Origin of the sequence: Pedobacter aquatilis (assembly GCF_032678405.1) — a bacterium.
Taxonomy (GTDB): domain Bacteria; phylum Bacteroidota; class Bacteroidia; order Sphingobacteriales; family Sphingobacteriaceae; genus Pedobacter; species Pedobacter aquatilis_A.
The window spans coordinates 800,173-813,393 of record NZ_JAVTSJ010000002.1; the positions used below are offsets into that span (position 1 = coordinate 800,173).

Sequence of the window (13,221 nt, forward strand, 5' to 3'; positions counted from 1 at the left end):
ATGCAAAGCAAAATAAGCGTTACAGCTATTACTGTTACTTTATATTTTGTATTTTCAGCAAATAAAATCACCAACCAAACCTAAATTCATGAAATACCTTTTTGCGTCTGCATTGCTTTGCGCTTCTTTTACTATTAAAGCCCAGGATAACTTTAGTGATGTTTTTAATAAAATAAATACTGATGTTCAGGAAAATTCCAAAGCTTATCAAACACTTAAATATGAAACTGAAACTATTGGTCACCGCTTAACCGGTTCTCCAAATGGGGCAAAGGCCGAGCAATATGCGTTTGATTTATTAAAATCTTATGGTTGTGATGTAAAGTATCAGCCTTTTGAAGTGGAAAGCTGGGCAAGGAAAACCATAAATGTAGAGATTGGTGCTGATAAGAATAATCTGGCAAAGATGAAGGCTGTTACTTTAGCTCACTCTCCTGTAAGTGCAGATATCACAGGCGATATTGTTGATGCGGGTAATGGAATGGAAAGTGATTATCAGGCAAACCCTGCAAAGTTTAAAGGCAAAATCGCATTGATTTACCTCGGTGTTTTACCAGGTTCACCAGCGGGAACAAAATCCTTGCATCGCTCAGAGAAAACCGCTATTGCCACAAAATATGGCGCTACCGGTGTAATTATCATCAATACGGTAAAAGATGGTGTTTTATTAACCGGAACTGCATCCGTAACCGGTAAGTTAATCCCTATCCCGGCAGTTTGCATTGGTTTCGAGGATGGCCTGGCTTTAAAGGAAAAGCTAAAAACCCAGCCTCAGGTTGCCCATATTGCCATGACTAATTTTTCAGGCTTAATTAAGGCTAGAAATGTAGTGGCAACTTTTAAAGGAACTGAACTGCCGAAAGATAAAATAGTTGTGGGCGGGCATTTAGATAGCTGGGATTTAGCCACCGGAGCCATTGATAATGGTATAGGATCTTTTGCCGTTATGGATATGGCCCGTACTTTCAAGAAGTTGAATTTAAAAACCAAACGTACGGTCGAATTTGTGTTATTTATGGGTGAAGAGCAAGGTTTATTGGGTTCAAAAGCTTATGTAGAACAAGCTAAAAAAGCTGGTAACATTGGGCAGGTTAAATTCATGTTGAATTATGATATGACCAACGATCCAAAAGGTTTTTCGACTTCAAGAGCTGAGATGAAGGAATTATTTACCGCCTGGGGAGCTGATATTGTGAAAATAGATACCGGATTCAAGAACTTATTTAACGCTGGTGCAGGTTTACACAGCGATCACCAGCCTTTCATGCTCGAGGGTATCCCAACAGGTGGAGGCGCAGGTGGTAAATTGCCAAATAATTCAGGCCCATATTACCATTCTGATGGCGATAGCTTTAAGCTAGTTGATGAGCAAGGCTTGAAAAATACGGTTCGTTACAGTGCCATGTTAACTTACGCTCTGGCTAATACACCTAAAATTCCGGTTGGGGTACAAGGTGAGGAAGAATTAAAAGCCTTTTTAGAATCGCAAAACTTAAAAGAACCACTAACAATTGCTGGTGAGTGGCGTTGGAAATAATATTAATGTATTGTTAATTGTTAAAACTGAAATTCATCAGGCATTATATTTAAAAACGGCTATTTAAAAGATAGCCGTTTTTTTTATACGATTAAACAATTATTCTCGTTTTGTTTATTCAGTTATAGTTTATCGTCATATTATCAAAATGTTAAAGCGCTCACTTTTCGTTTCGCTATGTGGCTGAAAATTATATATTTATATAATCCCGAACAAACAAAGTGAATTATCATGCCCAAAAAACGGAATAGAACAACCGTAATATTTTGTTAGTAAAGATCAAAATTCGAGCAAGCCCATTCAAATCCCAACCTCTTATGTTATCCATTGGAAAAAGATTATTTTAGGTATCGCGGGCGCTTTCTTACTGTTGATTGCTGGTGTCGTGTTTTTAATGCACAGTCAGACTGCAATGGTTCTGGCAAATAGTAAATTAAGTAAGACACTTGCAGAAAATAAAAAACAATTAGCAGTTATCGACACCTCTTCGTTAAAGAAGCATTACGAATCGATAGACAAAAAACTGTTAACAATTAATAAGTACCTAAAAGCAAGAGGATTAAAACCCATAATAGCTAAAAATGTAGGTGGCGAAGAGAGCGATGAGATTTTATCTGATGAGGAAATTACTGCTTTTTACGATGATTATTTAAGCAAAATAACTTACAATGTGGCTTATACGCCAATGGGCTATCCTTATCCGGGCGCTATTACTTCAGGTTACGGCCATCGCGAAAATCCTTTTACCGGAGAAAATGTAGAAAGCCATAAAGGCTTGGATATTAAGGCGGGCTACGGAGCAATGGTTAAAAGTACTGCAAATGGCAAGGTGGTGTTCGCGGCACGCCGCGGCGGATACGGAAACTGTATTGTTATTAAGCATGGTAATGGTTTTGAAACTTATTACGGTCATTTATCAAAAATTCTGGTAAAAGTTGGTGATGAGATTATGGCAGGCAATAGTATTGGTAAGGTTGGCTCAACCGGAGGCTCAACTGGACCGCATTTGCATTATGAAGTGCATAAAAATGGTAAAGTAATTAATCCCCGTTCCTTTTTAACTTTAGAATAGTATGTTCAAGAAAAGCAAGCACATTCAGGATCTTAATCAGCAAGAAATATCTACAATCATAGGCCTTGGTTTTGCTATAACAGGCGAAATAAAAGGCAAGGCAGTAATCAGAATCGATGGTTCAGTAACTGGAAATGTAAATATTGAAGGCGGTATAATACTAGGCGAAAAAGGGGAAATAAAAGGTGACGTTAAAACCGAATCGGCTATTATTTATGGAACAGTTAATGGTAACGTAAAAACTAAGAACCTGGAAATAAAAAATACAGGGAAAGTAAACGGCGATATTAAAACCGAAACAATAGAGATAGAGCTTGGCGCACAATATAATGGCAAGTTAGAAATGAATAGCACGGCGAAAACTGAAGAAAAAGTATTGCTGAAGGCCTAAATTGCTGCGCTAACCGCTAATATAACTTTCCAGGTGTGAAATCGTTTGCTTTTGATCGGCAATAATAAACTTTACCACATCGCCTATTGAAACCATACCTTTAACTACGCCGCCATCAACAACTGGTAGATGTCGAAAGTGTTTTTCAGTCATTAGCTCCATGCATTTATCAATACTGTCCGACATGCTAACTGCAGTGGGGTTTGAAGTCATTACTTCATTAATTAAAGTATCTTTTGATGATTTACCCTGAAGTATGATCTTCCTGGCATAATCGCGTTCTGTAAAAATCCCCGATAGCTGCTCGTTTTCCATTACCAGGACCGCACTGATATTTTTATCGGTCATTACTTTTAAAGCATCTAAAACTGATGTATGCTCCCTTACAGATACAATTCTTGCCTGTTTCGAATCAAGCAGGTGTTTTACACTTTTCATAATGGTTTAATTTGGTTATTCCCAATTTAAATAATAATCATCTGAAAATCAAATAATTATTTTATTAGGAATTAATCTTAAGAACATGGTTTTCAATGCTGTAATAAGTAATCGTGCTTTAAAAAAAGCAGGTATAGATACATATACCTGCTCATTGCTTAAACCAAATAGACCTCTAAATTCTACACTTCAAATTTAATAATCCTTATTGTTTAATTTGATTATTGTATTGATAATGAATAATTTGAACGAATGCCACATTCGTTTGGTTATGTGTATTTTTACTGAATGATGGATTTAAAAGGGTATGTATCAAGCTTTATTGACAGTGGTGAACAAAATGACCAAAGACCTGTAATTAGCCATGAAAACTAATGGGGATTATTAGAATGGTTTTTACATTTTACATACTGATGGTTTACTCAATTATTTGTCTTTGACAAAGCTATGCAGTAACTTTGCGTCACATTTAAAAACAAGAAATTATGTCATCAGTAGAGACAACTTACATTCCTTACAAAGTTAAGGACATTTCACTGGCAGAATGGGGCCGTAAAGAAATCGAATTAGCCGAAGCAGAAATGCCAGGGTTAATGAGTTTACGTAAAGAATTCGGTCCATCGCAACCGTTAAAAGGAGCACGCATTGCAGGCTGTCTGCACATGACCATCCAAACGGCTGTATTAATCGAAACATTAGTGGCTTTAGGTGCAGAAGTTACCTGGTCATCATGTAATATTTTTTCAACTCAAGATCACGCTGCTGCTGCTATAGCTGCTGCTGGTATTCAAGTGTATGCCTGGAAAGGCCTGAATGAGCAGGAATTCGACTGGTGTATCGAGCAAACTTTACACTTCGGTCCTGAACAACAACCATTAAACATGATCCTTGATGACGGTGGCGATTTAACCAACATGGTTTTTGATAAATATCCTGAGCTAATTGCAGCAATCAAAGGTTTATCAGAAGAAACCACTACAGGCGTTCACCGTTTATACGAGCGTATGAAAAACGGAACGTTGCATTTACCTGCAATTAACGTAAACGATTCTGTAACTAAATCTAAATTCGATAACAAATACGGATGTCGTGAATCGTTAGTTGATGCAATTCGTCGTGCAACTGACGTGATGATGGCTGGTAAAGTAGCTGTTGTTTGTGGTTATGGCGATGTGGGTAAAGGTTCTGCAGAATCATTAAGCTCGCAAGGTGTACGCGTTATCGTAACTGAAATCGATCCAATCTGTGCTTTACAGGCAGCAATGGAAGGTTATGAAGTTAAGCGTTTAGATACTGCAATTAAAGAGGCAGATATCGTGGTAACAACTACAGGTAACTGTGACATCGTTCGCGAGAAACATTTCCGTGCATTAAAAGATAAAGCCATCGTTTGTAACATCGGTCACTTCGATAACGAAATCGATATGGCTTGGTTAAACGGTGCTTTTGGCAATACTAAAGTAGAAATCAAACCTCAGGTAGATAAATATACTATCGATGGTAAAGATATCATCGTTTTAGCTGAAGGTCGTTTGGTAAACTTAGGTTGTGCAACAGGTCACCCAAGTTTTGTAATGAGTAATTCATTCACCAACCAAACTTTAGCGCAACTAGAACTTTGGACAAATACAGATAAATACGAAAACAAAGTTTACACTTTGCCTAAGCATTTAGATGAAAAAGTTGCCCGTTTGCACTTAGAGAAAATCGGTGTAGAATTAGAGGTTTTAGATCAACACCAGGCAGATTATATCGGCGTAGCTGTTGAAGGTCCGTTTAAATCAGACGAATATCGTTACTAATCGCTTCCTCGTCATTGCGAGGAGCGAAGCAATCTCATTTATGAGTTGTCAAAAGGGATGTGCAAATTGCATATCCCTTTTTTGTTAGCCAATAAATTTTACCAGCTAAGAAATATAAGTTCATTTAAGCTTACATTTTGTTATATTCCTTAACCAACTTAAATTTCCGTGCCTTCTGTGTTTCAGTGGCAAAAAAAGTATTTTGAAAACGCTATTTCCGTAGTACTTAGGCAATTTCAGCCCTGCTTTTTGGTACAAGTTTTTAAAGTAACTTCTGTTATGCTGAGGAACGAAGCATCTATTTCATCGGTTGCAGATGCTTCGTTCCTCAGCATAACCTATTATTCTCGGTTGCTGCAATTTTAAAATCTTTCCCCGTCAATCAGGTTTATTTTACAAAGTTTTGAAGTTCTTTTGCCCCTTAAAACCTACATTTGAAAAAAAACTCATAATGAAAAGTTTATTTTTCTCCTTAGTGGTTATGGTATTTACGCTAAGTGCAAATGCCCAGACTGCAGCTAAAAAAGTTATCACTAAACAAACCGTAGAAATAGCCTGTGGCGAATGTCAGTTTAAAATGAAGGGTAAGGATTGTGAGCTCGCCGTAAGAATTGATGGGAAACCTTATTTTGTAGATGGTAAAGGTATCGACGATTTTGGTGATGCACACGGTGAACATGGTTTTTGCAACGCCATAAGCAAAGCCGAAGTAACTGGCGAGATTGTTAATAATCGTTTCAATGCAAAAGAAATAAAGTTGTTGCCAGTTAAGAAATCTTAATAATTTACCCACTAAGACACAAAAGCACAAAGAAAATGAAAGACTTTGTGGTGCCGTCTAATTTTTTGCTTGGCGCCCTTTGCGGTTTTCTTCGTATCCTTTGCGGTTAAAAACGTGATAAATTACTCAAATTCCTTTTCCAATCCTTGCCTTAAATCAAACAGTAGCCATTGTTTGTTTCTTACATCAGTTTGTTTATTCTTTAATAATTGGATAAAATCTTTCACGCCAATTTCTTCGTTTCCATTACCATGAATCAACACGATACTGCCAGCATTAGGCTGTTGTCCTTTGGCTAACCAGGCATCGCTTCCTATCGGAATTAAACCATAAGCTTCGATTTTATCAACGATTGTTTTATCTGAAACTAACCCAGGGAATCTAAAAAATACAGAGGGTATCAGGCCGTTTTTAAGCATTAACTTTTCATTCTCCAGCACTTCGATATCCAGATTTGTTCCTGTCGCTAGCAGGAAGTTTTCAGCCAGCGGTAAATTGTTTACTTCATGATTATACGTGTGGTTTACCCAGGTAATATCCAGTTCTTTTTTCTCAACCAGACTTTTAAGCCAATCTAAATCATTTCCATGCTTCAACATCCATTTTCCCGAAACCGAAATGGCAAGTGGGGCAGGCTGCTCAATTTTTTTAAATTCATCAAAAAGCGATTGAAAAATAATTCGGTCAAGGGATTTATGTGATGGACAAAGGTCTATTGTAAGCGTAATTCCTTTTTCATTCGGTATAGCATGATCAATCCCTGCATTTTGCAATTGAAGCTCCCTGGCTGCAGCATCTTCGAGCGATTTTACAAAAGCGGTATTTTTGAAGATAGCGAGAACGTTGGCATAATCTAAACTGCTAAGTTTGTAATTGCTGGCTAAGTCAATTCGGGTATCAAGATTTTCCGGATTAACCAGTAATAAGTATTTCTGATTGTTGTTCACAAAGCTCCTCAAGGCAATTAATTTCTGAGATGGGCTGATAGCAATAGCAAAATTGACCTTATAGCGCTTAATATTATCAAAGTCCTGAGCTGAAAGTTTTATGCAAATCAGTATTAAGGCCAAACAAGAACGTAGAAATATTTTCGGTCGAATCATGATTCCTTATTTAAAATCTTTCTAATTTAGTTCAAATCCTTTATCTTTACAAAAGCGCAATGAACAAAGAAAAAGTAAAATTATGGTTTAAGCGGGTTGGATTAGTAGGGTTTTTATTCTTCCTGATCAAAGGAATCATTTGGCTTGTTATTTTTTATTTTGTTGGTAAAAATGTAACCTAAAACCACATAAGCTTTAAACTACCTGAACGTAAAAAGCATATTTGCTAAAAAGTTCCACACAAAAACAATCAGAATAGCAAAACACTTCGCAACGTAAAAGTTTGTGCCATTTTTTCTTTGATGGAAAAGGTAAATAATAAAGGTATTCAATCCTAGTCCAATTAAACTTACCACTAAAAACTTACTGAATTCTGTTCCCCAGTGTGCATTGGTACTTTGAAAAGTCCACACACGGTTAATCAAATAATTATTGGTTACCGCAAGGCTGAAACCTATGGCATTAGCGATGTATTTATTGATTTTTATTTTTTCCTTACAAAGCCAGGTTGCACCAAAATCGATCGCCATTCCAAGCAATCCTGTCAACCCAAATTTGATGATGCGAAAAAATAAATTCATACTAATGTACTTTTACAAGATAGAAATGTTCTAAAACCTGCGGACGTGTTTTCGCGTTTAAAAATTTGCCCGTTAGTTTAGTGATGTGAAAGTATTCAAACGTTTTTAATACCTCGGCATTGTATTCTGCTTTTAATTTGGGCAATTCCGTTTCCGATACATAAATAACCAGATCTTTCTGGTTTTTGCTTTTATCCAAATCAGCATAATTGTGAAGGTATTTCACTTCTCCTGGAGCATAAAAATCAAATGAAAAAGCATCAATGTAATTTAAAACCGCAGGCTTGGCAGCCGGATAGTTTTCCTTCAGCCAGTTCCCCGCATGCATGCCCGACTGGTATTTAAGCAATGCAGGATAGAAAAATACAGCGAGAAATAACGATAGGGTAACCGATAGCATTGCACTCCGGCCAACCAATGTTTTAAGTGTTTTACCTTTTAGGTAAGTGAAAGTGATCACTGCTCCGCCAAGGATCACAAACATTACTAAATAAGCTTTGTCAAACCCAAAGAGGAACCAGATTACCAGGAGTAAGGTGAAAACCAGGGCCAGAACAACGTTTTGTACCGTGAAAAAAACTTTAAACGTTTTGCCTTCCAGTTGCTGAAGATACAAAGCCGTTATAATTGAAAACTGCGGGAAAATAATCAGGATGTAATGCGGAAGCTGAAATTTTGAAAGTGAAAAGATTAAGAAGGTAACTGCTGCACTTGCCCAAATCATAATGCTTTCGGGAGGGAGATTTGCTCTGTTTTTCTTCTTAAAAAGATTAACAACAGCAGCATAAAACAATATCGACCAGGGCAGGAATGCCCAAAGTGTCGTATGTAGAAAGAAAGAAATATCGCCCTTGCCTTTTATGGGGCCATTGTTAAAGAATCGGCCAAACTGGCTGTCCCAAAAGAAAAACTTCAAACCCGAAACGCCTGTTCGGTCAAATACAATTTTTTCAGGATGTAAATCAAACTGTGTGTATAGCGAGTATAATTCTGGTGTGATAAAAACAAAAATTAATAAAATGGCGATGTACCACTTAGGATTTAACAGCTGTTTGTATTGTTTGGTGAATAACCAGTAAATAATAAAACCTGCAAAAACCGGAATCAGCACAAAAATACCTTTGATGAGAATTGCACATGCGGCAAAAAAAGCACCTGCTACCACATGCCAGAATGAATTTTTGTGCGCTTTATAGAAATGATAAATGGAAGCCAGTGTAAAAGTTGTAATGTAAATTTCGGCCCTTACATCGAATGTTGAGGTAATGATATGTAAAGCACTTAAGAAAATCAAGGCACTAATTAATCCCGTTTTTTCGGTATAGATATCTTTTGCCAGTTTAAATACATACCATGATCCCAATAAACCAATTAAAAAAGAAGGGAGTTTGTAGGCAAACGATGAAATACCGAATATTTTAAATGATGCTGCCGATATCCAGAAAGTAAGGTGCGGTTTATCAAGCCAGTCTGCTCCGCGGCCGTATAAATTAAACCAGTCTTTAAACAGGATGATGTTTTTCGACATGGAGGCATAAAGCGCTCCATCGGGTTCCATTACGCCGCCAAAAAGGGCAGGAATACTTGCCAGTGCAAGTAGAACGATTAAGAATCTGTATAGTGTTGTATCCTTTAAATTCATTTTGCTTTGAGCAAATATGAGCAAAAAAAAGTCAAATTTATTTAAGCTTTCTCAATAACAGCAGCAAAGCCTTATCTTTACCGCATGACAAAGTTATCGGTTAATATCAATAAAATTGCCACATTACGTAATAGTCGTGGCGGTAATAATCCTGATTTGGTTAAGGTGGCCCTTGATTGTGAAGCTTTCGGTGCCCAAGGCATTACCGTGCATCCACGTCCTGATGAGCGACACATTCGCTACCAGGATGTATACGACTTAAAGGCAGCAATTTCTACTGAGTTTAATATTGAAGGAAACTGTAAAGAAGATAAATTTGTTGATTTAGTGCTTGCAAATAAACCTGCCCAAGTTACTTTAGTTCCTGATGCTGAAGGCCAGATTACTTCAAATCATGGTTGGGACACCATAAAACATCGTGATTACCTGAAAGAGATGGTTGCAGTTTTTCAAAAGGAAGGTATCCGTGTTTCGATATTTGTAGATCCTGTAGTTGAAATGGTGGAAGGTGCTGCAGAAACAGGAACCGATAGAATTGAATTGTATACTGAAGCTTATGCGCATAACTATTTCGCTGACCGCGAAAAGGCGGTAGTAAATTATATTGCTGCGGCAAATTATGCAAACCATTTAAAACTTGGACTTAATGCGGGCCACGATTTAGATCTCCATAACTTACATTACTTCGCACAAAGTATTCCGGGGTTGTTAGAAGTTTCTATTGGCCATGCTTTAATCAGCGATGCCCTTTATCTCGGCTTGGAAACTACTATTCAAAGATATTTACAACAACTGGCTTAATAAGCTTACATCTTTAAAAAGTCCATCATTGCGAGGCATTGAGTAATCTCATTATGAAGGTTGCTTAATGCCTCACTGGGAGCTTATCTATAAAATATTAAACATGTTAAAAGGAATCGTCCTTGTTTTTTTAGGTGCCTGTAGTTTTGGCATCTTGTCTACCTTTGTTAAACTCGCCTATCACGATGGTTACACATTAGGTGATGTAACCGGTGCCCAGGCTTTTTTTGGAGCGGTTATTCTGTGGGTATTATTCTTTTTTCAAAGCAGAACATCCAGGTATAAAGCTGAGAAAAAAGTACTCGTTACGCCCTGGTGGAAAATGCTTTTGGCTGGAACCAGCACCGGATTGGTATCTGTATTATATTATCAGTGTGTGAAACTTGTTCCAAATTCCGTAGCGATAGTGCTTTTGATGCAATTTATTTGGATGAGCATTCTGCTCGAGTTAATTATTTACGGGAAGAAGCCAACCAGTTTACAATTTCTGGCGATTTTGCTTGTTTTAGGCGGAACAGTTCTGGCCAGTGGCATGTTGGAAACCAGTATTGCAGGTCTGGATTTTAAAGGAATTGGTTTTGGTTTATTAGCAGCACTTTCTTATGCCGGATTCTTAATGTTAAGCGGGAAGATTGGAACGGAATATCCGGTATTAAAGAAAAGTGCCCTAATGATAACCGGAGCATGTTTGCTTATTTTTATACTTTTTCCACCTGCATTTCTGTTTAGCGGTGCGCTAAGTGGAACTTTGCTGAAATGGGGTTTAATTATTGCCGTTTTTGGCACTATAATACCCCCTTTATTTTATGCTGATGGTGTACCCCGAATTGGTACTGCATTAAGTTCTATTTTAAGTGCTGCTGAACTACCTATAGCAGTAATGATGGCTGGCTTTGTTTTGCAGGAACAGGTTTCCCTTTTACGCTGGCTGGGCGTTATTGTAATTCTATCAGCAATGATTCTTCCATATCTGAAGTATCTTAAATGGAGGAATTAAGGCACTTAGCCGCAAAGTTAGCAAAGCATAAATACGAAGATTATAAAGGGAAATGCAGTTATTTTTTAGCCACGGAAACACGGAAATCACGGAAGATTTAACCATTTGACAAGTTGAGGATGGTATGTAAAGAGGAATAAGCTAATAATTACAGCATAACGGTTCTTAGCGAAAACCTCTGCGTTCTTTGCGGTTAAACTAAAAATAAATATCTTTAAAAACAGATAACTCTTATTATGAAAAACCTTAGCGTTTATATATTAGCCTTTCTTATAATCGGCTTCGCCGGATGTAAATCTAAAACCACTATTAATCAGGATGAGGCCGGAACTGTAATAACTGAATATTTAACCGCTAACCCTGAATACAAAACGACCAGATTTAGCTTCGGCGAAATAAAATTCAGCAGTAAAAGCGATAAAGCAGATTTGGTGAAATATAAAAACCTTGAAAGCGCTGGTATGGTTAAGTTAAGTTTAAAGGAAGCCAATAAAAAGTTTCTTTCTAAAGATAGCAGTTACGTTTATCAGATTACCCTTACCGATAAGGCAAGTCCCTTGGTTTTGAAACAAGATGAGGATAAAGCAACTGTAAAGGTTGTTGAATATATATTGTCCGATGAAAAACCAGTCGATTTTTCTCAGGTAAATTCAAGTACGGCAAAAGTGACGGTATCGTTAAAAAAGGTAAATACCGATTTTGCGCCCTTCGATAAAAATGCGAATGAAAACAGTAATTTTATTACGAAAACCTATAAGCTTAAATTAAGTAAAGATGAAGGCTGGAAGGTTCAGAAATAAGCTTACTTTTTCTTCTTCAAAAACCAGTTTTTAAACCTTTTAAAAATATCCTCCTTTTTCGGTTTTGGCTTTCCATCATGGGTAAGATTGTTATCGTAGTGGTTTTGTAACGCGTCTGCATATTTTTTCTGCTCAGCATTGCCTTTTTGCAGCAGTTTTATGTATTCAACCACGTTGAAATTTAAGGTGCTGTTGAAAGAAACAGCATGGTATTCACTACGGTTTTCGACTGTTTTGTTTTCGTTGATTTCAGCGCAGCCATTTTCGGCAAAGTAATCGATGTGAAGAATTTGGGGATTAAGTTTTTTTAACCTGCGGGTTGCTCTTCTTTCATTTCTCCAAGGATGTTCATTTTTATGCAGCTGTGCTAGTAAAAAATCTTTTCGCCATAAGGTAACCTGATGCGACATTAAATAATCTGATTTTTGGTTGTCGATTTCGGTTACATTAAACCCATCGATAAAGAGATCGGTTGCTTTTGTTTTATATACATCAGCACTGTGGAGTTTAACCTGATTCCAGTTGTTTTCTTTCATTAAATCGAAAAGCTTGGTGAAGAAATGTGGGTCAACAGGTTTACTTAACCACATGTCTTCCTGGAAATAGAGGATATAGTCTTCGTCAATTTTATTCTTTAAAAGATAAGCCAGGCGGTCGGCCCAGGCACCGCTGCCCGATTGAATATTTTCAAAGCCATTTATTTTTACCTCTTTCTCTTCTGTAGCAAAATAATATTTACCCGGAATTTTGAAGTTCCAATGCCGGGAGAAAAAGTAGTCAAAACCTTGAAATAAAAATTCGTAACGGTCGCAGGCCTGAACTAATATGGCGATGTTGTTTTTTGATTCTGACATTTAGGTAAATAAATGAATTCGTTTTCAAAGGTATAAAACTTTGCCTGCCTGAAGGGGTGGTTTTAATTTTTACACAGACTTAATTTTGTAAACCCGACAGCCGCGGAAATACTTTTTGTTTTCAGCAAGCTCAAATAAACTGTTATGCTGAGGCACGAAGCATCTGTTTCATTAGCTGCAGATGCTTCATGAAAGAGGATGAATGAACTAACAAAAAGATTGCAGCAAATGGCGGGAGCAAACTTTAATTTTTGTACTGGCGGTGCTTTCCAAATAAGTAAGAATTTTTAACCAAACTATTTGGTTTTGACGATTTAAAATCTACCTTTTTTGTCGCTTTTAAACTTAAATAAGACACCTTTTTTACAGCTTGTTATAGCGAAAAACACTATCGTTTTTTGTACCTTTGCACGCAAATTTAT

Annotated in this window: 13 protein-coding genes; 8 read left to right on the forward strand and 5 right to left on the reverse strand. The window is 37.1% G+C overall.

From position 1 onward, the window contains the following. The first annotated feature begins 88 nt into the window (after positions 1-88). The 3 genes from R2R71_RS08990 (at position 89) to R2R71_RS09000 (ending at position 3,000) form a co-directional block, all read left to right on the forward strand. A complete protein-coding gene (locus R2R71_RS08990) occupies positions 89-1,537 on the forward strand; it encodes a M20/M25/M40 family metallo-hydrolase (protein ID WP_316830931.1) in 1,449 nt (482 codons plus the stop codon). 394 nt (positions 1,538-1,931) lie between these two features. Beyond that, positions 1,932-2,609 (forward strand): M23 family metallopeptidase, encoded by a 678-nt coding sequence (locus R2R71_RS08995; RefSeq protein WP_316830932.1) that lies wholly within the window; start codon positions 1,932-1,934, stop codon positions 2,607-2,609. Between the two features lies 1 nt (position 2,610). Continuing rightward, the gene (locus R2R71_RS09000) at positions 2,611-3,000 is read left to right on the forward strand and encodes a polymer-forming cytoskeletal protein (protein WP_316830933.1); all 390 of its coding nucleotides are present in this window, start codon (positions 2,611-2,613) and stop codon (positions 2,998-3,000) included. Between the two features lie 9 nt (positions 3,001-3,009). Here R2R71_RS09000 and R2R71_RS09005 read toward each other — a convergent pair whose 3' ends face one another. Further along, entirely contained in the window at positions 3,010-3,438 is a 429-nt protein-coding gene (locus tag R2R71_RS09005) for a CBS domain-containing protein (protein WP_316830934.1), read from the reverse strand. Positions 3,439-3,923: 485 nt separating this feature from the next. On the opposite strand from R2R71_RS09005, the gene ahcY reads away from it, so the two are divergent. Next, positions 3,924-5,240, forward strand: coding sequence for an adenosylhomocysteinase (ahcY, locus tag R2R71_RS09010; protein ID WP_316830935.1), 1,317 nt, complete (start codon positions 3,924-3,926; stop codon positions 5,238-5,240). A gap of 451 nt (positions 5,241-5,691) precedes the next feature. Beyond that, positions 5,692-6,021, forward strand: coding sequence for a DUF6370 family protein (locus tag R2R71_RS09015; protein ID WP_316830936.1), 330 nt, complete (start codon positions 5,692-5,694; stop codon positions 6,019-6,021). Positions 6,022-6,143: 122 nt separating this feature from the next. On the opposite strand, the gene R2R71_RS09020 is transcribed toward R2R71_RS09015, so the two are convergent. From R2R71_RS09020 to R2R71_RS09030, 3 genes are all read right to left on the reverse strand, one after another. Continuing rightward, entirely contained in the window at positions 6,144-7,124 is a 981-nt protein-coding gene (locus R2R71_RS09020) for a polysaccharide deacetylase (RefSeq protein ID WP_316830937.1), read from the reverse strand. A 200-nt stretch (positions 7,125-7,324) separates the two neighbouring features. Beyond that, positions 7,325-7,705 (reverse strand): GtrA family protein, encoded by a 381-nt coding sequence (locus tag R2R71_RS09025; RefSeq protein WP_316830938.1) that lies wholly within the window; start codon positions 7,703-7,705, stop codon positions 7,325-7,327. Position 7,706: 1 nt separating this feature from the next. After that, positions 7,707-9,347 carry an ArnT family glycosyltransferase gene (locus tag R2R71_RS09030; RefSeq protein ID WP_316830939.1) on the reverse strand — a complete coding sequence of 547 codons (1,641 nt, stop codon included), beginning with the start codon at positions 9,345-9,347 and terminating at the stop codon, positions 7,707-7,709. Positions 9,348-9,431: 84 nt separating this feature from the next. Between R2R71_RS09030 and R2R71_RS09035 the strand changes: the two genes are divergently transcribed. The 3 genes from R2R71_RS09035 to R2R71_RS09045 all read left to right on the forward strand — a co-directional run bounded on the left by R2R71_RS09035 (position 9,432) and on the right by R2R71_RS09045 (position 11,945). After that, entirely contained in the window at positions 9,432-10,148 is a 717-nt protein-coding gene (locus R2R71_RS09035; RefSeq protein WP_316830940.1) for a pyridoxine 5'-phosphate synthase, read from the forward strand. Positions 10,149-10,251: 103 nt separating this feature from the next. Next, positions 10,252-11,145: a DMT family transporter gene (locus R2R71_RS09040; protein ID WP_316830941.1), complete on the forward strand. Its 894-nt coding sequence runs from the start codon at positions 10,252-10,254 to the stop codon at positions 11,143-11,145. 236 nt (positions 11,146-11,381) lie between these two features. Then, positions 11,382-11,945 (forward strand): hypothetical protein, encoded by a 564-nt coding sequence (locus R2R71_RS09045; protein WP_316830942.1) that lies wholly within the window; start codon positions 11,382-11,384, stop codon positions 11,943-11,945. Between the two features lie 2 nt (positions 11,946-11,947). Here the strand turns inward: R2R71_RS09045 and R2R71_RS09050 are convergent, their stop codons facing one another. Next, positions 11,948-12,799, reverse strand: a complete 852-nt coding sequence (locus tag R2R71_RS09050) for a hypothetical protein (protein ID WP_316830943.1) — start codon at positions 12,797-12,799, stop codon at positions 11,948-11,950. Between the last annotated feature and the right edge of the window lie 422 nt (positions 12,800-13,221).

Excerpts from the sequence above, each read along its gene's own strand:
- R2R71_RS08990 (WP_316830931.1), top strand. The coding sequence starts at position 89 with ATGAAATACCTTTTTGCGTCTGCATTGCTTTGCGCTTCTTTTACTATT.
- R2R71_RS08995 (WP_316830932.1), top strand. The coding sequence starts at position 1,932 with ATGCACAGTCAGACTGCAATGGTTCTGGCAAATAGTAAATTAAGTAAG.
- R2R71_RS09000 (WP_316830933.1), top strand. The coding sequence starts at position 2,611 with ATGTTCAAGAAAAGCAAGCACATTCAGGATCTTAATCAGCAAGAAATA.
- R2R71_RS09005 (WP_316830934.1), bottom strand. The coding sequence starts at position 3,438 with ATGAAAAGTGTAAAACACCTGCTTGATTCGAAACAGGCAAGAATTGTA.
- ahcY (WP_316830935.1), top strand. The coding sequence starts at position 3,924 with ATGTCATCAGTAGAGACAACTTACATTCCTTACAAAGTTAAGGACATT.
- R2R71_RS09015 (WP_316830936.1), top strand. The coding sequence starts at position 5,692 with ATGAAAAGTTTATTTTTCTCCTTAGTGGTTATGGTATTTACGCTAAGT.
- R2R71_RS09020 (WP_316830937.1), bottom strand. The coding sequence starts at position 7,124 with ATGATTCGACCGAAAATATTTCTACGTTCTTGTTTGGCCTTAATACTG.
- R2R71_RS09025 (WP_316830938.1), bottom strand. The coding sequence starts at position 7,705 with ATGAATTTATTTTTTCGCATCATCAAATTTGGGTTGACAGGATTGCTT.
- R2R71_RS09030 (WP_316830939.1), bottom strand. The coding sequence starts at position 9,347 with ATGAATTTAAAGGATACAACACTATACAGATTCTTAATCGTTCTACTT.
- R2R71_RS09035 (WP_316830940.1), top strand. The coding sequence starts at position 9,432 with ATGACAAAGTTATCGGTTAATATCAATAAAATTGCCACATTACGTAAT.
- R2R71_RS09040 (WP_316830941.1), top strand. The coding sequence starts at position 10,252 with ATGTTAAAAGGAATCGTCCTTGTTTTTTTAGGTGCCTGTAGTTTTGGC.
- R2R71_RS09045 (WP_316830942.1), top strand. The coding sequence starts at position 11,382 with ATGAAAAACCTTAGCGTTTATATATTAGCCTTTCTTATAATCGGCTTC.
- R2R71_RS09050 (WP_316830943.1), bottom strand. The coding sequence starts at position 12,799 with ATGTCAGAATCAAAAAACAACATCGCCATATTAGTTCAGGCCTGCGAC.